This is a genomic window from Stenotrophomonas sp. YJH_SMC_79 (assembly GCF_059367995.1).
Genome location: NZ_JCAFRK010000004.1, coordinates 404,296 through 426,240, shown reverse-complemented (window position 1 = coordinate 426,240; position 21,945 = coordinate 404,296). Strand labels below are relative to the sequence as shown.

The 21,945-nt window shown below is 67.5% G+C and carries 18 protein-coding genes; 9 read left to right on the top strand and 9 right to left on the bottom strand.

Annotation, left to right across the window (positions count from 1 at the left end):
- Positions 1 to 18 precede the first annotated feature (18 nt).
- Both AC5P57_RS17250 and AC5P57_RS17245 read right to left on the bottom strand, forming a co-directional pair.
- Positions 19 to 1,791 (bottom strand): chloride channel protein, encoded by a 1,773-nt coding sequence (locus tag AC5P57_RS17250; protein ID WP_239503731.1) that lies wholly within the window; start codon positions 1,789 to 1,791, stop codon positions 19 to 21.
- A 62-nt stretch (positions 1,792 to 1,853) separates the two neighbouring features.
- Positions 1,854 to 3,935: a TonB-dependent receptor family protein gene (locus AC5P57_RS17245; RefSeq protein ID WP_495219680.1), complete on the bottom strand. Its 2,082-nt coding sequence runs from the start codon at positions 3,933 to 3,935 to the stop codon at positions 1,854 to 1,856.
- A gap of 131 nt (positions 3,936 to 4,066) precedes the next feature.
- On the opposite strand from AC5P57_RS17245, the gene AC5P57_RS17240 reads away from it, so the two are divergent.
- Positions 4,067 to 4,987 carry a M14 family metallopeptidase gene (locus AC5P57_RS17240; RefSeq protein ID WP_262234980.1) on the top strand — a complete coding sequence of 307 codons (921 nt, stop codon included), beginning with the start codon at positions 4,067 to 4,069 and terminating at the stop codon, positions 4,985 to 4,987.
- Positions 4,988 to 5,062: 75 nt separating this feature from the next.
- Here AC5P57_RS17240 and AC5P57_RS17235 read toward each other — a convergent pair whose 3' ends face one another.
- Positions 5,063 to 5,914: a LysR family transcriptional regulator gene (locus AC5P57_RS17235; RefSeq protein WP_262234981.1), complete on the bottom strand. Its 852-nt coding sequence runs from the start codon at positions 5,912 to 5,914 to the stop codon at positions 5,063 to 5,065.
- 160 nt (positions 5,915 to 6,074) lie between these two features.
- Here AC5P57_RS17235 and AC5P57_RS17230 point away from each other — a divergent pair, with 160 nt between their 5' ends.
- Both AC5P57_RS17230 and AC5P57_RS17225 read left to right on the top strand, forming a co-directional pair.
- On the top strand, positions 6,075 to 6,428 hold the full coding sequence (locus AC5P57_RS17230; protein WP_262234982.1) for an SMR family transporter: 354 nt from the start codon (positions 6,075 to 6,077) through the stop codon (positions 6,426 to 6,428).
- Entirely contained in the window at positions 6,428 to 6,751 is a 324-nt protein-coding gene (locus AC5P57_RS17225; RefSeq protein WP_005409978.1) for a DMT family transporter, read from the top strand. Before AC5P57_RS17230 ends, AC5P57_RS17225 begins: the two co-directional genes overlap by 1 nt.
- 102 nt (positions 6,752 to 6,853) lie before the next feature.
- Here the strand turns inward: AC5P57_RS17225 and AC5P57_RS17220 are convergent, their stop codons facing one another.
- The 3 genes from AC5P57_RS17220 to AC5P57_RS17210 all read right to left on the bottom strand — a co-directional run bounded on the left by AC5P57_RS17220 (position 6,854) and on the right by AC5P57_RS17210 (position 11,331).
- Positions 6,854 to 9,802, bottom strand: coding sequence for a TonB-dependent receptor (locus tag AC5P57_RS17220; RefSeq protein ID WP_262234983.1), 2,949 nt, complete (start codon positions 9,800 to 9,802; stop codon positions 6,854 to 6,856).
- A 69-nt stretch (positions 9,803 to 9,871) separates the two neighbouring features.
- Positions 9,872 to 10,816 (bottom strand): FecR family protein, encoded by a 945-nt coding sequence (locus AC5P57_RS17215; protein ID WP_262234984.1) that lies wholly within the window; start codon positions 10,814 to 10,816, stop codon positions 9,872 to 9,874.
- Complete coding sequence (locus tag AC5P57_RS17210) at positions 10,813 to 11,331, bottom strand: sigma-70 family RNA polymerase sigma factor (RefSeq protein ID WP_099553315.1); 519 nt, start codon at positions 11,329 to 11,331, stop codon at positions 10,813 to 10,815. The genes AC5P57_RS17215 and AC5P57_RS17210 overlap by 4 nt, the downstream gene beginning before the upstream one ends.
- Positions 11,332 to 11,481: 150 nt before the next feature.
- On the opposite strand from AC5P57_RS17210, the gene AC5P57_RS17205 reads away from it, so the two are divergent.
- The 6 genes from AC5P57_RS17205 to betT all read left to right on the top strand — a co-directional run bounded on the left by AC5P57_RS17205 (position 11,482) and on the right by betT (position 17,778).
- The gene (locus tag AC5P57_RS17205) at positions 11,482 to 11,862 is read left to right on the top strand and encodes a VOC family protein (RefSeq protein WP_099553317.1); all 381 of its coding nucleotides are present in this window, start codon (positions 11,482 to 11,484) and stop codon (positions 11,860 to 11,862) included.
- 111 nt (positions 11,863 to 11,973) lie between these two features.
- Positions 11,974 to 12,660, top strand: coding sequence for a winged helix-turn-helix domain-containing protein (locus tag AC5P57_RS17200; RefSeq protein ID WP_315974199.1), 687 nt, complete (start codon positions 11,974 to 11,976; stop codon positions 12,658 to 12,660).
- Position 12,661: 1 nt separating this feature from the next.
- A complete protein-coding gene (locus AC5P57_RS17195; RefSeq protein WP_164136351.1) occupies positions 12,662 to 13,966 on the top strand; it encodes an ATP-binding protein in 1,305 nt (434 codons plus the stop codon).
- Between the two features lie 208 nt (positions 13,967 to 14,174).
- Positions 14,175 to 14,735: an acyloxyacyl hydrolase gene (locus AC5P57_RS17190; RefSeq protein WP_164136350.1), complete on the top strand. Its 561-nt coding sequence runs from the start codon at positions 14,175 to 14,177 to the stop codon at positions 14,733 to 14,735.
- 122 nt (positions 14,736 to 14,857) lie between these two features.
- The gene (locus tag AC5P57_RS17185) at positions 14,858 to 15,565 is read left to right on the top strand and encodes a phosphotransferase (protein WP_142806176.1); all 708 of its coding nucleotides are present in this window, start codon (positions 14,858 to 14,860) and stop codon (positions 15,563 to 15,565) included.
- 233 nt (positions 15,566 to 15,798) lie between these two features.
- Positions 15,799 to 17,778, top strand: coding sequence for a choline BCCT transporter BetT (betT, locus tag AC5P57_RS17180; protein ID WP_099553326.1), 1,980 nt, complete (start codon positions 15,799 to 15,801; stop codon positions 17,776 to 17,778).
- 72 nt (positions 17,779 to 17,850) lie between these two features.
- Here betT and AC5P57_RS17175 read toward each other — a convergent pair whose 3' ends face one another.
- The 3 genes from AC5P57_RS17175 to AC5P57_RS17165 all read right to left on the bottom strand — a co-directional run bounded on the left by AC5P57_RS17175 (position 17,851) and on the right by AC5P57_RS17165 (position 21,697).
- Positions 17,851 to 20,133, bottom strand: coding sequence for a TonB-dependent receptor (locus AC5P57_RS17175; RefSeq protein WP_495219678.1), 2,283 nt, complete (start codon positions 20,131 to 20,133; stop codon positions 17,851 to 17,853).
- 9 nt (positions 20,134 to 20,142) lie between these two features.
- The gene (locus tag AC5P57_RS17170; RefSeq protein ID WP_495219677.1) at positions 20,143 to 20,532 is read right to left on the bottom strand and encodes a hypothetical protein; all 390 of its coding nucleotides are present in this window, start codon (positions 20,530 to 20,532) and stop codon (positions 20,143 to 20,145) included.
- A 187-nt stretch (positions 20,533 to 20,719) separates the two neighbouring features.
- On the bottom strand, positions 20,720 to 21,697 hold the full coding sequence (locus AC5P57_RS17165) for a zinc-binding dehydrogenase (RefSeq protein WP_262234987.1): 978 nt from the start codon (positions 21,695 to 21,697) through the stop codon (positions 20,720 to 20,722).
- Positions 21,698 to 21,945: the final 248 nt, after the last annotated feature.

The following is a 21,945-nucleotide window of genomic DNA, read 5'->3' as shown; positions in this document are numbered from 1 at the left end:
CCGTCCCCTTTTTCGGGATCAGTCGGTGTCCTCGACGCGCTCGCCCATCAGTTCGCGCTGGCGCTTGTCCAGTTCTTCGGCGTAGCGCTTGCGGACGAAGGCCTCGGAGACCACGCCCATTACCTGGCCGTCGGCAGCCACCACCGCCAGTTCGTCGGCCTGGGTCTGGTCGAAGCGCTGCATCACGCTGACCACGTCGGAGGACGGTGCCAGCGAGACGTCACGGTTCTCTGCCAGTTCGCCGATCAGGGTTTCCGGCTTCACGCCATCGCCGTAGACCCGTGGAATCTGCACGATGCCAGCGTAATGGCCTTCGCTGTCGATCAGGATCACCCGGCTGCCCGAGCCCAGCGGAAAGCGTTGGCGGAACGCGGCGGCATCGAGATCGGCCGGTGCGGTGGCCACGCCCTTGCGCATCATCCGCCCGGCATTGAGGTTCTGCACCCAGCCCACGTCGCGTGCGCTCTTGATGGTCTCGCCACGCAGGTGCATGCGCCAGGTCGAGAACGAATAGCCGAACCACTGCCGCACCAGCGTGCTGGACACCAGCACCGCGCTCATCACTACGCTGGTCAGCAGGAAGTCGTGGGTGCCTTCCAGCACCAGCATGGCCATGGTCATCGGCGCGCCGACCACCGCCGCGGCCAGCGCTGCCATGCCGGCCAGTGCGGCCGAGGTGGCGTCGATCACCGGCACGCCGGTGGCCATCGCCAGCAGCCCGGCGAACAACGCGCCGACCAGGGTGCCCATGAACAGCGAGGCGAAGAACAGGCCGCCACGGAAGCCGAAGCCCAGCGAGATGCCCGAGGCCAGGCACTTGAGAGTCAACAGGCCGCCGATCCAGATCAGCGGCAGGTGCGTAGTGAGGTCCAGGTGCAGCGCGCCATGGCCGGACGACAGCACCTGCGGGCTGGCCAGGGCCAGTGGAATCAGCAGCAGGCCGCCGACCACCGGGCGGCCCCACAGCGGCAACCGGCTGCGCTTGACCGTGCCCTCGATCGAGGCGATCAGCCGCATCACCGCGATGCCGACCATCGCGCAGCAGCAGCCGAGCAGGCCGTAGATGGCGTAGTCGGCGGCGCGGACATCAATCGTCGAGGCGGCCGGCAGCAGGTAGGCCTCGATGCCGGCCTGGTCGGCCACGAACGCGCCGGCCAGTGCAGCCACCGCCACCGGCGCCAGTGCGGCCGGGGTGTAGGCGCCGATGACGATCTCGAAGGCGTAGAACGCACCGGCCAGGGGCGCACCGAAGGCGGCGGCGATGGCGCCGGCGGCACCGGCGCCGACCAGGATACGCACATCGTTGCGGCGCAGGCGCATCACCCGGCCCAGCTGGGAACCGCTGCCGGCGCCCATCTGCGTATACGAAGCCTCCAGCCCGACCGAGGCGCCGCAGCCATTGGACAGCAGGGTCTGGGTCAGCACGATCAGGTTGTCGCGCATCGACATGCGGCCGCCATGCAGGGCATTGGCTTCCACCGCATCGAGCAGGGGGCGTTTGCGCCGGGTCGCGGCCAGGCTGACCAGCCCGACCAGCAGGCCGCCCAGTGGCAGCACCAGCAGCGCGGTCCAGGTCAGGGAGGGCAGGGAGCTGAGGCGCATGCCTTCATCCAGCCCGTACAGGGTGCCCTGCAGCCAGCGTGCGATGCCGGACTGCAGCAGGGTCAGGTAGCCGGCGATCAGGCCGACCAGCAGGGCAAGCGCGATGAACCACAGATCACTGCCGCGCAGCCGCAGGCGCAGGCCCTGGAAGGCCGAATGCAGGCGCGATGGCGAAACAGGCAGTGACATGGTGGCGGCATGATACGCCGCCACCGTGATCGCCACCGTCACTGCATCGGGCGGTTACGGCGTCAGAAGCGGTAGCGGCCCTGCACGTAGAAGGTGCGCGGCGCGGCCACCATGCGGCCGGCGTTGCCATCGACGTTGCGGGTGTACCAGCGCTTGTCGGCCAGGTTGTTCACGCCCAGTGCGATCTCGCTGTCGCCCAGTCCCGGCACCTGCCAGGCCACCTGTGCATTCCACAGGCGCACGCCCGGCACGCGGCCTACGCGCGCATCGGCGCTCTCGGCCCAGGTGTTGGCGGCATCGGAGTACTGGCCGCTCTGGTGGGTGCTGGAGACATTGAAGGTCCAGCCGGCCAGCGCGTAGCGGGCGCCGACGCTGTCGGTGTCGCGCGAGTAGAAGGGCACGTCCAGGCCACGGTTGTCGCCCGACTGCTGGATCGCCTTGGTCCAGGTGTAGTTGGCGTACAGCTCCAACCCGGCCAGCGCACCGTCCTCGGAAAAGTGGTACTCCAGCGCGCTCTCCACGCCCTTGTGGTCGGTGGCGCCGATGTTCTGGAAGGTCGGCGGGGTGATGCCCGGCACCTGCAGGATCTGGTTGTCGAAGCGCATCTTGAACACGGTCACTTCCGCGCGCAGTGCACCGTCCTGCCAGCGCGCACCGAGTTCGGTGGTCTTGGCGATTTCCGGGTTCAGCGGATTGCTGGCGGTCTGCGAGTTCAGCTGGATGTTCTGCACCGGCCCGAACGAGGTGGTGTAGTTGCCGAACACGGTCAGCTGCGGGGTCAGCAGGTAGGCGATGTTGAGCGAGGGCAGGGCCTTGTCGTTGCGGCTGCTGAAGGTCGCCGTGCCACCGGCCTGGCGGCGGTCCATGTCGATCCATTCCATGCGCGCGCCCGGGGTGATCCGCCACTGGCCGATCGCAATGCGGTCGTCGATGTAGAACGCGTGGGCGTCGGTGGCGTTGTCGAAGCGGTTGGTGGCACTGGCCACGCCGGTACGACGGGTGACGGTGTAGCTGCGGTCGTTGCCGCGCTCGCGCAGGAAACGATAGCCGGCGGTGATGTCGTGCACGCTGGCGCCCCAGTGCAGGCGCTGGGTGTAGCGCGGCTCGATGCCGAGCACGCGGTAGTCACGCGGCTGTACGGTCAGCTGGGTATTGGCGGCATTGATCAGCGAGCTGGCACGGCTGCTTTCGTTGTAATAGGCCAGCACCTCGAACTCGCTGTTGGCCGACAGCGTGTTGGTGTAGCCCAGGTCGATGCCGGTGCGGTGGCCCTTCCAGAAATCGGTGGGGCGGGTGTTCTGGAACGGATCGGCCTCGTACTGCGCACGGGTCAGGCCGCCCGGGGTCAGCGAGCGCACGTCGTAGTATGACAGCTTGGCACGCAGCTCCTGCTGTTCGTCGATGGCGTAGGCGAACTTCAGCGCGAGATCGTTGAAGCGGTCATCGCTGCCCTGGCGCCAGCCACGCCCGTCCTGGCCGGAGTACAGCAGGGCGACACCCAGCCCATTGTCGCCGGTGCCGCCAAGGAAGGCGTTGTACTGGGTGCTGTCACCGCCGCCATGGTCGTAGGCGGTGTAGCGCACGCCCGCTTCGCCGTGCAGGCCCGCGCCGGTCGGGATGGCGCGGGTGCTGAAGTTGATGATGCCACCGACGTTCTGCGGCCCGTAGCGCACCGCGCCGCCGCCGCGCACCACGTCGATCGATTCGATGTTGGACAGGCTGGTCGGCGCGAACGACAGCTGCGGCTGGCCATACGGCGCGACCGCCAGCGGCACGCCGTCCAGCAGTACCGTCGAGCGCGGCGAGTAGCGCCCGGTCAGGCCGCGCACGCCGATGTTCAGTGACACCGAGCTGCCGGCGGTGCCGGAGTTGTCGGTGACCTGCACGCCGGGGATGCGGCGCATGGCATCACCGATGCTGGCCGCGCCGCTGGCCTCGATGCGCTGGCGGTCGACCACGGTGCGTGCGCCGGCGAAGCTCTTGACGCTGTCATGCAGGCCGGTGCCCAGCCAGCTGCCGGAGACCTGGATGCTGTCCAGCGTGGTGGCGCCGTCCTGGGCGAAGGCGGCGGCGGTCGGGAGCAGGCACAGGGCAAGGGCGGCGGCCAGCGGCAGGCGGGCCGGTTGCAGGGCAGGGATGGGCATCGGTGCGGGCTGTGGAAGGTGGTAAATGAGAATTATTGCTGATTCCATTCGCCAATGGAATGCGTCGCCAGTTCACGCTGTTCCCCCGGTGGTAGAGTGGGCGATTGCTTCCTGACTCGCTGAGATCCGCCATGTCCCAAGCCGCTTTCTACCCCGTCGGAACCCCTGGCCAGCCGTGGGGAGCGGCGGAACGGGAGGCGTGGCGTGGCCGCCAGCAGCGCCTGCGTCGCTACGACGAGGAGGTGCTGCCCCGCATCGAGGTGCTGGCCTCGCGCTTCGACAAGGTGGCTTATGGCCAGCTCGACTACGCTGGCGAGACCTACACCCTGTTCGCCCTGCGCAGCCGCGACTGGAACCCGGCACTGCCGGCCGCGCTGGTCACCGGCGGTGTGCACGGCTACGAAACCAGCGGCGTGATGGGCGCGCTGGAGTTCCTCGAGAAGCACGCCGCCGACTATGCCGGCAAGGCCAACCTGCTGGTGGCGCCGTGCGTGAACCCGTGGGGATTCGAGCGCATCAACCGCTGGAACTTCGATGCGATCGATCCGAACCGCAATTTCCGCAGCGATGGCCCGGCGCGTGAATCGACCGCCGTCATCGAACTGATCGCGCCGTACAAGGGCCAGTTCGTGCTGCACATCGATCTGCACGAAACCACCGACAGCGACGAGAGCGAGTTCCGCCCGGCGCTGGCGGCGCGCGACGGCAAGCCGTTCGAGCCGGGCCTGATTCCCGATGGCTTCTATCTGGTGGATGACAGCGAGGCCCCGCAGGCGGCCTTCCAGCAGGCGGTGATCGCTGCGGTGGAGAAGGTCACCCACATCGCCCCCGCCGACGACAAGGGCGAGATCATCGGTTCGCCGGTGGTGGCCCATGGCGTGATCGAGTACCCGCTGGTGAAGCTGGGCCTGTGCGCCGGCATCACCGGCGCGAAGTACACCACCACCACCGAGGTCTACCCGGACAGCCCGCGGGCGACCCCGCAGCAGTGCAACGACGCGCAGGTGGCTGCGGTGTGCTCGGCGCTGGAATACGCGCTCGCCCACCGCTGACACGTAAAAGGGGACGGAGGGGATTAAGTCGTTTGTGCCACAAACGACTTAATCCCCTCCGTCCCCTTTTTCGGTTCATCCCAATGCGTCGGCCCACCACAGGGCGGCCGGTCCGGGCGGGGTGTCGCGGCGCCACAGCAGGTCGCTGTGGATGCGCCTCGGCCAGCCGGGCAGCACCAGTTCCACCAGTCGCCCACGGTCATAGCGCTGCACCAGCGCCCGCGGCAGCTCGGCCCAGCCGATGCCGTCCTCGGCCATCTCCATCACCATCAGGTAGTCGGTGGCGGTCCAGGCCAGGCCGGTGACCACGCGGGATTGATCGACCTCCGCGCTCAGGCGCACCTGCCGATGCCGCGCCAGTTGTGCGGCGGCGCGACGGCCGGCGCTGGCCAGCGGGTGTTCGCGCGCCACGTACACCGACAGTTCGCTGTGGTGCGCCAGCGGCCGCGCCACCAGTCCATCGGGATAGCGCTCCTGCCTGGGCAGCAGGCCCAGCCCGGCACGACCACTGCCGACCAGCTCCAGCACGTCCTCGCCCTCGGCATCCAGCCACTCCAGTTCGATCTCCGGGAACGCCTCGGCGAAGCGCTGCAGGATCCGCTGCGCTGGATCGAGCTGGTAGACGTCGGAGAACACCACGGTCAGGCGCGGCTCGACCGGCGCCGCCAGGCGCACGCTCAACTGCTGCAGGCGGGCATCGGCGGCCAGGATCTCCTGCGCGTGGCCCAGCACCTGGCGCCCGGCCTCGGTCAGCTGCGGATAGCGCCCGCTGCGATTGAACAGGCGCACGCCCAGGTCGGCCTCCAGGTGGGCAATGGCGGTGCTGACCGTCGACTGGGTCTTGCGCAGCCGTCGCGCGGCGGCCGAGAACGAGCCCAGCGCCGCGGCTTCCACGAAGGCCTGCAGGGATTCAGGGGAGTAGGGCATTGATCCATCGCTACTATCGATGGAATCCATTTTGATCCCACCGTAAAAGCCGATGATACTGGTCGCCGTCGCCCCTGTCTGCGGGGCGTTCCGGGCCCTCCACGCATGCCGTGGATCTATTGATGAGGCGGCGTGGTCCCCGTCCTGCAAGGAGTTTCACATGTCCCATACTGTTCCCGCCCGTGGCGCGCTGGTCGCCTGGGCCTATCTGGCCGTGGCGATCGTCGCCGAAGTGGTCGGCACCTCGTTCATGGCCCATGCCGCCCGCGATGGCGGCTGGACCGGTTATCTGATCATGGCCGGCGCGCTGGCGCTGTCCTACTTCTTCCTGGCGCAGTCGGTGCGCCGCATCGCCGTGGGCGTGGCCTACGCGGTGTGGGAAGGACTGGGCCTGACCCTGCTGACCGTGGTCGGCCTCACCGTGTTCGGCGAGAGCCTGTCGCTGCAGCAGCTGGCCGGCCTGGTGCTGGCGGTTGTCGGCATCGTCTGCGTCACCCTCGGGGAGGCGCACTGATGAACACCCTGGCATTGTTTTTCGTGATCTGTTCGGCGCTGATCGACGTTGCCGCCAACATGATGGTGGCAAAGTCGGAGGGCTTCCGCCGCTGGCGCTGGGGCGTTGGTGCGATCGTCATGGTCTGGATCGCCTTCGCCCTGCTGGGCCAGGCCGTGCGCTACATGGACCTGGCCACCGCGTATGCGATGTGGGGTGCGATCGGCGTGATCGGTACCGCCACCTGCGGCCGCCTGCTGTTCGGTAACCGACTGCGCCCGATCGGCTGGGTCGGCATCGCATTGGTGACCGTCGCGGTACTGCTGCTGAGTACCGCGAAGTAACGCGTCGCCGTGCCAACCAAGGTTGGCATCTGCCAGTGCTGAGTCGCCGCAGGCAAGCGCCCCGGGGATGATTTCCCCGGGGCCTTGCTGTTTCTGCCGCAGTTAGAAACGTGCGGTGAAGTTCAGTCGCGTGGTGCGGCCCGGGCCCGGCATCAGGCTCATCGCCAGCGTGTCCATGTAGTAGGTGTTGCGCAGGTTGCTGACTACCAGTTCCACTTCGGCCTTCGGGGTGAACTGCCAGCGCGCATAGAAGTCATAGATCGCGGTGGGCAGGTAGATGTTCTGCAGGCCGGTCGAGCCGGTGGTGTTCCAGGGCTTGTCCAGTTCATGGGTGGGGCCGCTGTTGTAGGTGCGGCGGATGCCGGTATCCAGCCGCTTGTCGAACAGGCGGAAGCCCAGCGTGCTGTGGATCGAGTACTTGGGCGGGTTCTGCGCGTTGACGAACGAGGTGCCGAAGCCGCCGTCCACGCAGTCCGGCGTGGTGTCCAGCTTGCTCCACTTCGCATACGGGTCTTCGCGCAGGCGCTTGGCGGTGGCCGCATCGCAGGTGCGCGCGCGCTGGTAGTAGCTGGCCGACAGGTCCAGGTAGGCGATGCCGGCGTCATAGCCGGACTGCAGCTCGTAGCCGGACACCGTGTAGTTGTCGACATTGTCGACGTAGAACGCCCAGTTGCTGGAGTCGAAGCGGCGGGTGATCGCGTTGTCGATATCGTTCTTGAACCAGGCCACCTTGAACGCGAGGCGGTCGCCGTCGCGCCACAGGTCCTGCTTCAGCAGGCTGAAGCCGATGTCCCAGGAGCGGTTCTTTTCCGGCTTCAGGTCGGCCACCGGCGCCGAGGTGCTGTTGCCCAGCGTCGATTCGAACAGGCTGGGCATCTTCCAGCCCTGTGCGTACTTCACGTAGAAGAACATGTCCTCGTCGAGGTTGAAGCGGGCCTCGGCATAGGGTGCGAAGCCGTGGCCGGAACGCCGGATCGCCGGCTTGTAGCCCCACGCGGTAGGAATCTGCTTGGTGTAGAAACCGTTCGCGCCGCGCGGGTCGGGAATGAAGCCATCGAAGTCGTAGCTCTGGCCCAGCGTGCGGTCGCCGTAGGGCGTGGCCCGCAGCGAGTCGTAGGTGTAGTTGCCCTGTGCATCCGGGTACCACTCCTTGTACCAGCCCGGCAGCAGCTGGCCGCCCTTGCTCAGGCGCGCGAAGGTGTAGCGCAGGTCGCGCGATTCACTGACGAAGGCGACGCGGTTGCGGTCGCGGGTGCGGTAGTCGATGAAGCGGCCGCCAGCGGTCAGCGACAGCCAGTCCCACGGCTGCCATTGCAGCGACGCCACCACGCTGGCTTCGCGGCGCGTGCCCGAGCGCAGGTAGCGGTTGTTGTTGTAGTCCACCGGCAGCACCGGCGAGTTGGGTGCGGTGTCTTCGTGCTGGAAGGACGCGCCATAGCGCAGCGTCCAGTCGCCGAGATCGCTGCTGAAGCGGGTCGTGTTGCTGCTGTCCAGGCCCCAACGCCGGGTCTTCACGTCCGACTGCAGGCCCGGGCCGTAGGTCTCGCCCAGCGTGTCGGGCATCTGATCGTTGGGCACGTCCTTGAACAGCGGCGTGTTGGCGATGTTGCTGTTGAACATGCGGCTGGTGGCGGTGGTGAACCACAGCGTGCTGCTCAGGTCCAGCCACGGGTGCGCCTCGGGGCGGTAACGATGGCGCAGCGAGGTGGCGTTGAGCCGCATTTTCCCGGGCTCGAACTGGAACATGGTGTTGGCCTTGTCCACGTAGGTCACCCATTCGTTGGACTCGCCCACGCGGCCGATCGCCGATGGCATGATCTCGCCGAAGCTGGAGTTGAAGTAGCGGTGGCTCAGCTCAAGCCGCTGGTCGGGGTTGGGCGTCCAGGTGAATTTCAGCAGCGCCGATTCGTTGTCGGTGTGGGTGTTCAGGACTTCATCGCCCGGGTGGTACAGCTTGGAAACGGCCTGGCTGGACATGCCGGTACCGCCGCTGGACAGATGCTGGTCGTCGTAGCGGTGGGCGCCATTGCTGCCGGCGAAGTAGTTGCCCTGGCGGCGCCGTGCGTAGGCCGCGACCAGCTGCCAGTCCTCGCTGCGCTGGGCGAAGGCCACGCTGCCGTTCCAATCGCGCGGGTCGCGCAGGCTGTTGCGGTTGTCGCTGCCACGCGCGATCTGCTTGAAGGTACGGGTGCGGTCGATGCTGTTGTCGGCCACGCCGCCACGCACGCGCAGCCCCCAGTCCTGGTCGTCGTCGAGGATGTCCTCGGCCTTCAGCGTTTCCATGTAGACCACGCCACCGATCGCGCTGGCGGCATTGGCGGCAAGGCTCGGCCCCTTCTCGATGCTGATCGCACTGATCAGGTCCGGGTCCAGGTAGCTGCGCTGCTGCACGCCGGCATAGCCGCGATAGACATCGATGGCCTGTTGGCCGCCGTCGATGATCACCGGCACCCGGTTCTGGCCCTGCAGGCCACGGATGTTGACGTCCAGGGCACCGCCGTTGCGCACGTCAGCGGTGTGCACGCCGACCGCACCGGCCAGCACATCACCGATCGACTGGCCGCGGAACCGCTCCAGCTGCTGGTGGTCCAGGTGCACGCGCGAGCCGCTGTCGCGGTAGACGGCGTCGGCATCGGCCAGCCCCCACGGCGAAGCACCTTCGCTGGCCTGGCCGGCCACACGCAGGGTGCCGATCTGGCGCACGCCAGCGTCGGTGGCGGGGGCGGCCTGCAGCACCACGCCGCTGGCATCACGCTGGAACGAAAGGCCGGTGCCGGCGAGGAGCTGTGCAAGCGCGGCCTCGGTGTTGAGCGAGGCCTGCACGCCACCGCTGTGCCGGCCGCGGGTCAGGCGCGCATCGGCAGCGATGGACAGGCCGGACTGCTGGCCGAACGCGGTCAAGGCCTGGTCGAGCGGACCGGCCGGGATCTGCCAGCGAACGGCAGCGGCAGCATCCTGTGCGTGGGCGGCGGCCGGCAACAGGCACGGCGTCGCCAGGGCCAGGCACAGTGCGATGGCAAGCGGGCGAGGGGAGGGGCAGGGTAGTTTCATGGGGGCGGCGACATCCGCAATGGGTTCCCTTGTAGGGCCCGCCGAGCGCGCAGAAAGGGAACCGCCATTTCAGATCGGACGCACAACGGTCCACCATGGCCAGCGCTGCTCGATGCGGATCGGCAGGGCGCGCGCCAGCAGTTTCAGGGCCTGCAGGCTGTCCAGGCGCGGCAATACCGCGGTGACATTCAATGCGGACAGTGCCGGATCACAGCCCAGATAGCCCCGATGGTGACGGGCCAGTTCGTCGATCACCCGGATCAGCTGCGTGTCCTGCACCTGCAGGCGTCCGTCCTGCCAGTCGCCGCGCAGGGGATCGGCAGCGACCGTTGTGAGTCCCCCCATCGGTCCGATCTGCAGCGCACTTCCCGCAGGCACATCCAGCGCCGCGCCGAACATCGGCAGGCACCGCACCACGCCCTCGAACACGTCCAACCGGCTGTCCTGGGCTTCGCGGCCGACCGCGAAGCGGGTGCCGATCGGCTGCAGGCGCGCGCCGGGTACATGCACGCTCAGGGGCAACCCGGTGAATGCTGGGTGGTGGCCGGTCTGCAGCAGCAGTTCGCCGCGCAGCAGATGCAGGGCGCGGTTGCCGTTGCCGATGTCGACGGTCACTTCGCTGCCGGCGTTGAGCCACAACTGGCTGCCATCGGCCAGCGTCCAATGACCGGTGCGCCCGCCAGCGGTGCGTTGCGTCTGCAGGTGGCGCTGCGCCTGCAGCCCGTGCAGGCCGAGAAGCGAGACCGCACCGATGCCGAGCGCGCCACCGATGCTGCGCAGCGCCCGCCGCCGGCGAAGGCGCGCAGCATCAAATGCGGTTGCGGCCGCCGGTGCCGACAGGGGAGCGAACGATTGCCAGACAGCCTCGACCCGGCGCCAGGCATCGACGTTACCAGCATCGGCCTGCAGCCACGCACGCCAGTGTTGCTGGTCGTCGTCGCTCCAGCCCTGTTGGCGCAGCGCGAACCACTCTGCCGCCTGCTCCAGCGCCGGGTTGGCCAATGCCGTGCTCATTCGGGGGCGTCGCCGGACAGGCGCAGGCAATGCAGCATCGCCTGCGCCATGTACTTCTTGACCATGCGCTCGGACACGCCCAGCTGTTGGCCGATCTCCGCATAGCCCAGTCCGGACAGCCGGGCCAGCAGGAAGGCACGCCGTGGCCGCTCGGCCAGGCCGGACAGCATGTCAGCGATGGCATGCAGGAGCTGCAGCGCCTGCGTGCGCTCCTCCGCAGAGGGATGCACCGGCTCCGGTTGTGCGGCCAGCGCGGTCAGATAGGCGCGCTCCAGGTCCGCGCGCTGCCAGTGGTTGACCAGCAGGGCGTGCGCGATGGTGCTGAGATAGGCGCGCGGCAGGCGCAGTTCGGACGGATCGACGCGCCGGCTGAGCAGGCGCAGGAAGGTGTCCTGGGTCAGGTCGGCGGCGCAGTCGGCGTTGTGGGTGCGGCGGCGCAGCCAGCCCAGCAGCCAGCCATGGTGTTCGCGGTAGAACCCCGCCAGCGCGGTGCTGGAGGCGGCGGGCACGGCCATCGGCATGGGTCATGAATGAGAATGATTCCCATTATAGAATGATCGGGCGGTGCACGACAAATCCTGCGCATGCCGCAGCGGCGGAGGTCGCCGGATTTGCGATGCCCGGCGTGCTCGCCGACACTGCGGTTTTCCACAGGGAGTGCCCGCATGTTCAGCCACATCACCGTTGGAACGAACGACATGGACGTCGCGCATCGCTTCTACGATGCCCTGTTCACCGCGTTGGGCGCACGTCCCGGCGTCTTCGATGACAAGGGCAGGCTGGTGTACTTCAAGGATGGCCGCATGTTCATCGTCACTGCGCCCATCGATGGGCAGCCGGCATGCCATGCCAACGGCGGCACCATTGGTTTCACCCTCGACAGTGCCGAGGCCGTGCGTGGCTGGCAGGACGCGGGCGTGGCCCATGGCGGCACGGCCATCGAAGACCCGGCTGGCATCCGCAGCATGGCCGGGCGCCAGCTGTTCCTGGCGTACCTGCGCGACCCGGATGGCAACAAGCTGTGCGCGGTGCATGTGATGACCTGAACACAACGCAGGCTACGACCCGGGACTTCCGACCGATGCGGCCTTTCCGCCGGTGGGTACAATCGGCCGCGCCCGCCAACGAAAGGCGTGCGCCGGATGAGACGGAACTCGATGACCCGATTGCTGCTTGTGGAAGACGATCTGAAGCTGGCCGGACTGATCGGCCGTTACCTGCAACCCCACGGCTATCACGTGCACTGCGTGCACGACGGCAGCCAGGCCTGCGCGGCCGTGCAGGCGATTCAACCGGAGGTGGTGGTGCTGGACCTGATGCTGCCGGGCCGGGATGGCCTGCAGGTCTGCCGCGATCTCCGCGACTTCTGCAATGTACCGGTGCTGATGCTGACCGCGCGCGACAACGCGCTGGACCATGTGCTGGGCCTGGAGTCCGGCGCCGATGATTATGTGATCAAACCGGTGGAGCCACCGGTGCTGCTGGCACGCCTGCGCGCGCTGCTGCGCCGCCCGGCGCAGCGCCAGCCCAACGAGCAGCGGTTGCGCTTCGATACGCTGGACATCGACCGTCGTAGCCGCAGGGTGCAGCTGGGCGACCGTCGCCTGGAGCTGACCACAGGCGAGTTCGAGATGCTGTGGACGCTGGCCAGCCGCAGTGGCGAAGTCCTCAGCCGTGACGATCTCCTCAACAGCGTGCGCGGCATCGACTTCAACGGGCTGGATCGAAGCGTCGACATGTGCGTAAGCAAGCTGCGGCGCAAGCTGCAGGACGATCCACGCGATCCGGCCAGGATCAAGACCGTGCGCGGTCAGGGCTATCTGTTCCTGCCGGCTGGGGCCTGACGTGCTGCGCTTCTTCCTGCGGCTGCTGCTGCTCGCCAGCATTGGTTTCGGCGTGGCGCTTTGGACAGTGCCGCTGCTGCTGCAGGAGCGATTCAGCGACGATGCTGACGTCTACTACCGCGATGCGGTGCGCGGCCCCCTGTTTACCCTGGGCGAACTGCTGCAGGATCGCAGCGCTGCCGATCGCTCGGCCGAACTGCAACGTCTGGCACCGCACTATGGGCCGGCGCTGGAGCTGCTGGCGTCCGATGCGGTGCAGCCGCGCGCGGAGGAGCAGCAGGTGCTGCTTGAGTACGGCATCCTCGCCCGCAACGACCAGCAGGATTTCTATCGGCTGCTGCCCGGGCACGCCGCTGCGCCAGCACAGTGGCTGCATCTGAGGCTGCCGAGTTCACCGCCGCTGGACCCGACCACCATCGCGCTGGCGGTGTTGCTCATGGTCTCGGTGTCGGCTGCGTTCCTGATGGCGTGGGCATGGCCAACCTGGCGCGACCTGCAGCGGCTGGCAGCGGCCAGCAAGCGTATGGGCGAGGGCGACCTCGATGCCCGTGCGCCGATCTCACCTCGCTCCAGCGTGGCGCCGCTGGCCCGTCAGTTCAACCAGATGGGCGAACGCATCGCCGGTCTGGTCGCACGTCAGCGCGAGTTGACCAACGATGTCTCGCATGAACTGCGGACACCGATCGCGCGCCTGCAGTTCGAGCTGGGTCTGCTGGCTGTTGAGGAAGATGCGGAGGCGCGCAGGCAACTGCAGCAGGAGATGCGCGAGGACCTGCAAGGGCTCGATGAGCTGGTCGGCGAGCTGCTGTTCGAGGCGCGGCTGGAGCACGTAGGCAGCCGGCTGCAGCAGGAGCCGGTCGATGCCCGCGACTGGCTGCATGAACAATTGCGTACGATCAGTCGCGATGCGCAAGGCAGCGGCATCCAGTGCGAAGTAGCAGATGGCGCGCCGGCACAGGTGCAGCTGCACCCGCACTACATGGGGCGGGCCACGCTCAACCTGCTGCGCAACGCACTGGGCCATGCGCATTCGCGGATCGTCCTGCAGCTGCAGCAGCAGGACGATCACTGGCAGCTACGTGTCTGCGACGACGGTCCCGGCATTGCCGCGGCCGATCGCGAGCGGGTGTTCCAGCCCTTTACCCGGCTTGATCTCAGCCGCCAGCGCACTACCGGTGGTGTGGGCCTTGGGCTTGCGATGGTCGCCCGCATCGTGGCCTGCCATCGCGGCAGTGTGCGGGTGGAGGACAGCGCCTTGGGCGGTGCGTCGTTCGTGGTTCGCTGGCCGATCCCGGCGCTGCGCTGACAATCCGTTACATAGCGGATACCGCGTAACGAGGATCGAGGCGGGGGCGTGACCCAGGCTGTATGTCGAAGCGGTCATCTGTGCGTTTGCGGGTGACGGACGCTTTCGTGGACGCGCCTGCCTTCACGTCATCCCCAGCCCACGTCCTGTGACGCGCCGGTTCCTGCCGGCGTGAGGGTGGCGTGCGGCTCCCGCCTGGAGTTGTCGCGTGATTCTGTCTGTCTTCCCTGTTCCCCGAGCCGTCCTGCTGCAGCGGTGCGGCCTGTCCTGGATTGCTACGCTGGCCCTGTTGCCGGTCCTGTCGGCGGCGGCAGAAACCAGCCCTTCGATAGGCCTGCAGCTGGGCCATGGCCGTGGCGACTACCAGCGGGCAGGCGTGATCTGGGACAGTGGCCCGCTTTGGCAACGCGAGCTGGCGTCGGGGCGGCAACTGCAGCTGGCGATGGAGCTGGGCTTTGCGCGGTGGCAGGCCAGCGATCCGCAGCGTCAGCACGCCTGGCAGGCCAGTGCCATCCCGATGCTGCGCTGGTGGCCGAACGCACATCTGTTCATCGAAGCTGGGGTCGGCCCGACCGTGTTCGATACCACCCGTGTTGGCGGTCGTCGCATCAGTACCGCCTTCCAGTTCGGTGATCACCTGGGGATCGGGCTGCAGGTAGCCGAACGCCACAGCGTATCGCTGCGCTACTCGCATTACTCCAATGCAAGCATCAAGAAGCCCAACCCGGGGCTGGACCTGCTGCAGCTCAGCTGGCGCGTGGAGTACTGAAGCGTGCACAGGCTTTACCGGTGGCTACACAAGCAGCACAGGCCCTGCATGCGATGCAGGCAGTACGTGAGCACGATGGCCGCTGGTGCAGGACTGGCCCGTGCAGGGCAGGGAGACTGAAGATGGTCGAACCCTTGCAGATCGCAGGTCGACGGACTTGGCTGAAGCAGCATGATGGCGAGCGGCGCTGGTTGGCGTTGGCCGCGCTGGACCTGGGCGTGCGCCTGCTCGGCCTGCGCTGCCTGCGGCCCCCACCACGATTGAAGGCCGAACAGGCCTGCCAGCTGGAGCGCCGGCGGCTGCGCGAGCTGGCTGCACATGGGGTGCCGGTGCCCCGCGTGCTGGGCCATGGTGAAACCGCCCTGCTGCTGGAGGATGGTGGTCCGAGTCTGGCGCAGCGCCTGCGCCGTTGCGGGCCCGCCGAAGCCGAGCACCTGATGCGGATTGCTGCCAACGAACTGCTGCGCGTGCACTGGGCTGGCTGCTGTGTCGGCCAGCCTGTGGCGCGCAACATCACGGTGGATGTGGCGGGCTGCGTACGCTTCCTCGACCTGGAAGAAGATCCCCTGCAGGTGATGGTGCTGGCCGAAGCGCAGGCGCGCGACTGGCTGCTGTTCGTCAGTGGGAGTGTCCGCCATGCGGGGCTGCCCGCCGGCGCACTGGTCGCCGTGATCGGCCAGTGCCTGCGGCAGACCGGGCCTGACGTCCAGCAGCTGTTACGTGGTGCGGTGCGCCGCCTGTGGTTCCTGCCGGCGCTGTGCCGCTTCGCTGGCCGCCGCGCAAGGGGTCTGGGCGACAGCGTGCTCATCCTGCGCCGCGCTCTGGCCTGAGCCGGTTGTGCCGGTCGGGCCGAAACTGCCGGCTTCTCTGCAACGGATCACGTCACATCCGTCCTACGCGTGGAGCGGGGGCGCCGGATGTGTTCTGGCCCCGGCCCGCGCGCGTGATAACACGGAATGGTGGAGCGGACCTGTGACCGCAGGCCACAACTTCATGCTCTGTCCACTGCGGTTCAGCCAGACTCGGTCGGCTAATTCCTTGATCTACCGGAGAACGCCGCCCCATGGATGTACTGGAGCCGCAACAATCCCCGGTGCGCACCCTTCGGCCTGTGTTCGCTTTCGCGGCGATCGTTGTCGTGGCGTTCGCGCTGTTCGTCAGCCTGTTCCCGCTCGGTGCGGGCCGCCTTCTGCTGAAGGCACAGGACTGGGCTGCACTGAATGTCGGCTGGTACTACCTGCTGGCGATGACCCTGTACCTGGTGTTCGTGGTCGGCGTGGCGCTGTCCAAATACGGTGGCATCAAGCTCGGCGCCGACCATGACGAACCGGAGTTCAGCTACCTCTCCTGGGCAGGCATGCTGTTCGCCGCCGGCATCAGCATCACCCTGTTCTTCTTCTGTGTTTCCGAACCGCTGACCCACTACCTGCAGCCGCCGCAGGGCGATCCGGCCGCGGGCGAGGCCGGCGCGCGCCAGGCCATGCAGCTGCTGTTCCTGCATTGGGGCCTGCATGGCTGGGGCGTGTTCGCGCTGGCGGCGATGGCGATGGCCTACTTCGCCTACCGCCACAACCTGCCGCTGGCGCTGCGCTCGGCGCTGTACCCGCTGATCGGCAAGCGCATCAACGGCCCGATCGGCTACACCGTGGACGCGCTGGGCATCGTCGCCACCGTGTTCGGCATCGGCGCCGACATGGGTTTCGGCGTGCTGCACCTCAACGCCGGGCTGGCGCACCTGTTCAACATCCCGCACTCCAACCTGGTGCAGATCATCCTGGTGGTCAGCATGATGGGCGCGGCGGTGGCCGTGGCCGTCTCCGGCGTGGAGAAGGGCGTACGCTGGATGGCCAACATCAACATGCTGCTGGCGATCACGCTGGTGCTGTTCATGCTGTTTGCCGGGCCGACGCAGTACCTGTTCAGCACGCTGATGCAGAACCTGGGCGACTACCTGGGCAGCGTGGTCGGCAAGAGTTTCGATGTGTATGCCTACGGCGGCCGCCCCGAATGGCTGGGTGGCTGGACGGTGTTCTACTGGGCCTGGTGGATCGGCTGGGCGCCCTTTGTCGGGCTGTTCATCGCGCGCATCTCTCGAGGCCGCACCATCCGCGAATTCGTGTTCGGCGTGCTGCTGATCCCGCTCGGCTTCACCCTGGCCTGGCTGTCGATCTTCGGCAACAGCGCGCTGGACCAGGTGCTGCACCACGGCCAGCAACAGTTGGCGCAGCTGGCGGTGGATGATCCACCGACCGTGCTGTATGCGCTGCTGGACGGCTACCCGTGGAGCCGCGCGGTGATTACAGTGACAGTGCTGGTCAGCTTCATCTTCTTCGTGACCTCGGCCGACTCGGGCGCGGTGGTGTTGTCCACGTTGTCGTCGCATGGCGGCGCACCCGAGGACGACGGCCCGCGCTGGTTGCGCGTGTTCTGGGGCACCGTGATTGCCGTGCTGACCGCGGGCCTGTTGCTGGCCGGCAGCATCGACGCATTGAAATCTGCGGTGGTGCTGGCATCGCTGCCGTTCTCGGCGATCCTGTTGTTGATGATGTGGGGGCTGACCCGCGCCTTCAGTGACGAGTCGCACCGCAAGCGTGCGCTGCAGTATCGGCCATCGCCGCTGATCGGCGACGATCGCCACCATCAGGGCTGGCGCCAGCGCCTGAGCCAGGCCATGCACTTCCCGGTGCGCGACCAGGTCTACCGCTTCATGGATGACACGGTGAAGCCGGCGATGGAGGCGGTGGCCGAGCAGCTGCGCGGGCAGGGCTGGGATGTATCCACCCGCTTCGAGGCCGGCGACATGGAGCTGACGGTCAACCACGGCGAACAGCAGGACTTCCTGTACCGGGTGATCCTCAGCGGCTACCTGACCCCTTCGTTCGCCGCGCAGCAGCTGCGCAACCAGCGTTACTACCGCGCCGAGGTGCACCTGTTCGAAGGCAGCCAGGATTACGACCTGGTAGGGTACAGCCGCAAGCAGATCATCAACGACATCATCAGCCAGTACGAACGGCACCTGCAGTTCCTGCACCTGAGCCGGTGATGCGGTGGGTGCGGACCGTTGGTCCGCACCCACCGCAGAGCCGAGCCCATGCTCGGCTCTACAGGTGGCCCATCAGAACCGGTAGCGCGCCCCCAGCGAGACGAACTGCCCGCGCAGGTTGTACTGGCTGATGTCGAAGCCATTGGAGCCACCTGCCGGATCGAACGGCGGGTCCTTGTCGGTCAGATTCAGCACTGACAGCGACAGCGTGGTGTTGGGAATGCCTTCGTAGGCCACGTACAGGTCCAGCTGGTGATACGGCTTGATGCGGTCGCGCAGGCCCGGGTTGCTGGTCGTCGTCGCCACGCGCTGGTCATAGCCGCTCACGTACTGCAGGCTCAGCGTGCTGCTCCAGTCGCCCACCGCCCAGTTCAACGAAGTGGTGCCGCGGGTGCGCGGCAGTGCGCCGTGGCGGTTGTTGCCGGCTCCCTCGTACGGTGCCTGGCCGGCCACCAGCGGCTGCTTGAAGCTGAGCAGGTGGGTCCAGCTGCCGGCCACCGTGAAGTTGCCCCAGCCCTCGGTGCGGAAGGTGTGGTTGGCGTCCAGGTCCAGGCCCGAGGTGGTCAGCTCCCCCTGGTTGGCGTACTGGTTGGTGATGAACTGGATGCGCCCCTGTGCATCACGCTGCACGCGGCCGGGGAACAGCGTCGGGTTGTCGACGATGAACTGCGCGCTGTCCGGCTTGACCAGGTTGTCCTGCTCGATGCGGTACCAGTCCAGGCCGATGCTGGTATCGCCATCGGGCGACCACACCGCGCCCACGTTGAAGTTGCGCGAGCGCTCGGCCTTCAGGTCCGGGTTACCGGTGCGGATGTTGGTCACGCCACGGCTGCCACCGGGCTGCAGCGGATCCAGTGGATCGATCACCGAGCCATAGCTGACGGTCTGGCCCGGCGCGATCTCCGGCAGCGACGGTGCACGGAAGCCACGCGAGAACGAGCCGCGCAGCAGCAGGCTGTCCAGCGGCTGCCAGCGCAGCGCTACCTTCGGCGAGAACGCGTTGCCGAAGTCGTCATAGTGATCGCCACGTCCGGCCACCTGCAGCTCCAGGGTGCGGTGCAGCGGCACGCTCAGTTCGGCATAGGCGGCGCTGACCTGGCGCTCGCCGTTGACCACATTGATGGCCGGGCGCAGCTCGGTGCCCGACAGCACCTGCGCACTGGTGCGCGCGTCCAGTGATTCCTTGCGGAACTCGGCACCCCAGGCGAAGCCGACCGCACCGGCCGGCATCTCCCACAGCGAGGTCGAGGCCTTCATGTTCAACGCGTGCAGCTTGTACCAGCCCGGGCGCTTGGTCTGCAGGCGCAGTGCATCCAGCGCGCCCGGCGTGGCGGACGGGTTGAGGAAGTTGTAGCTGCCATCGCGCAGGATCTGTTCGAACGCGTAGCGGTTGACGAAGTTGTCGACGTATTCGCGCTGCGCGCTCTGCGAAGTCAGCGCCGCCACTTCCCAGTCCCAGCGCTCGCCACTGCCACGCACGCCGGCCAGGGCACGGTAGAACACCTGGGTGTTGTCCTTCAGGCGCGGGCCGATATCGAAGAAGGTGTACTCGAATGGCAGCGGCGTGCTGCCCGGGTTGTTCGGGTGGCCGACCGGCAGCACCGCCGGCACGTCGATCAGCGTGCCGGTCGCAGGGTTATAGGCACGCAGGCCGGGGCCAACGGTCAGCGGCGCGCTGAAGATCTGGTCGGCCTTGTTGTGGCTGTACAGCACGTCGGCGAATGCCTCGACGCTGTCATTGAAGCGGTAGGTCGCGCTCAACGACGCCTGCAGGCGCTCGGCGCCGGGCTGCAGGGTCTTGAACGGCTGCGCGTTGAAGGCGCAGGCCTGGCCAGGCAGGGTGCTGCCGAAGTCGCTGTATGGGCGCAGCTGGCTGCCGTCGGGGCAGTTGGCGAACGGCTGCGGCGCGCGTGGGTTGGACAGCCAGTTGCCACCGGCGGTGGACCAGCCGGCCAGGCGGCCACCGGGCTTGTCGCGGAAATCGCCGCTGCGGGTGTAGGCGCGCTGGTCGGCATCCAGGCGGTCGCGCTTGAGCAGGTCCAACCCGAACAGCACGTTCCAGCCCTGCTGTTCCAGGTCGCCGAAGCCGGCCAGCAGGTTGGCCTTGCGTTCGTTCAAGCCGCCCTGGGTGGCGGTGCCGAAGCCGCCACCGACTTCCACGCCCTGGAAGTTCCTGCGCAGGATGATGTTGATGACGCCTGCGATGGCATCGGAACCATACACCGCCGAAGCACCGTCCTTCAGCACCTCGATGCGTTCCACCGCGCTGATCGGCAACGCGTTGAGGTCGACGAAGGTGTCCTGGGTATTGAGTGCGAAGCCGAAGTTGGACACGCGGTAGCCGTTGACCAGCACCAGCGTGTTCTACGGCGACAGGCCACGCAGGCCGATCGAGGCAGAGCCAGCGGCGAAGCTGCCGGTGTACTGCTCGTCGAAACTGTTGCCGGCATTGGCCGACAGGTTGCGCAGCACGTCGGTAAGGGTGGAGCGGCCGGTCTGCTCGATCTGTTCGCGGCTGACGATCTGCACCGGGTTCGGCCCGGCGGTATCGCTGCGCTTGATGTTGGAGCCGGTCACCAGCACGGCGCCGAGGGTGGTGCTGTCCTTGCCGGCATCGGCGGATTCAGCGGCGCCGGCAGCGCCGGCGGTGAGGCCCAGCGCGATCGCGCCGGCAAGCAGGTTCAGGGTGGTGCGGTACATGGAAGCGACAACGCCGAACGGGGGAGGAGCCGTCAGTACCGCATGCAGGCGCATGCGCCTTCCAATGACGAAAGCGCATTCAGTTATACATCACAGGTTCTTAACGAGAGTCGGTGCGCCCGGTGGAGCAGACCCACTCGGTGGGGGCGGACCGATCTGTGGTGGGTGCGGACCGTTGGTCCGCACACCCCTGCAGGGTCAGAGCCCTTTCCTTGTGGAAAGGGCTCCGATCCGGAGACCCTCAGGGCCGCAGCAGCACCTTGCCATTGCGGCCCGAACCCGCACCGGCCTTCGCGGCCTGGGCGATGTCGTCCAGTGCGAAGATCTGCTCCACCGGCAGGGTCAGTTCGCCGCTCGCCGCACGCTTCAGCAGTTCGCCAACCAGCCGGCGCTTGTCGTCCACCGCCATCGCCTGGCTGACCTTGCTGCCCCAGAAACCCTTCACGGTGGCTTCCTTGTAGATCAGGCCGCCGGCGGGAATGCGCATGGGTTCGCCGCTCATCACACCGAACGACACCAGGGTGCCGTGGTGGCCGAGCAGGTCGACCAGGTCACCGCTGGCGTCGCCGCCGATGGAATCCACCGCGGCCGCGGCCTGTGCTTCGCCGGTCGCCTCACGCACGTGATCCTTCCAGCCATCCACCGAGGTGTCGAATACATGATCGATGCCCAGCGCCTGCAACTGCGCGACTGCATCGGCATTGCGCACCAGGTTGGCCACATGCACGCCACGTGCCCGCGCCAGCATCGCCAGCGACTTGCCCACCGCGCCGTTGGCGGTGTTCTGCACGATCCATTGGCCCGGCTCGGCGTGCAGGAACTCCAGCAGCATCAGCGCGCTCAGCGGCATGGCAATCAGCTGCGCGGCCATCTCGTCCGGGATCGTCTCCGGCATCGGAATCACCATGCGTGCCGGCGCGATGAACGCTTCGGCCCAGGTGCCGTGTACCGAGGCGGCGGCCACCCGCTGGCCGATCTGCAGGCCGTCGACGCCGTCGCCAAGTGCATCGACCACGCCCAGTGCTTCACTGCCACCGATCGCCGGCAGCGTCGGCTTGTAGCCGTAGAGGCCACGCACGGTCAGCAGGTCGTGGTTATGGATCGAGGCCAGCACGGTGCGGAGGCGCACCTCGCCGGGGCCGGGCTCAGGCAGCGGCGCATCGGCAATGGCAAGGACGTCGGTTGGGTCGCCGAAGGAGGGGTACTGGGCAGCGCGCATGGGCGGTGTTCCGGGGAAAGTTGATGTTGTACCGAACTGGGGACGCAGGCGCTGTCGACAAGGCGCCGCAGGTGCAACACGGCATCCTGCGACTGATCGTCGCGACATGTGCTGATTACCGCATCTTGTGTTGACGAGTTCGGATATCCCCACTATGTTGTGGCCGTCACTCCCGGTCAGCCGCCGCCGCCGGACATGCAGCAAACGTCCCGCGGCCCGCCCCTGAGGCTTGCCGTGTCGACGCGGCC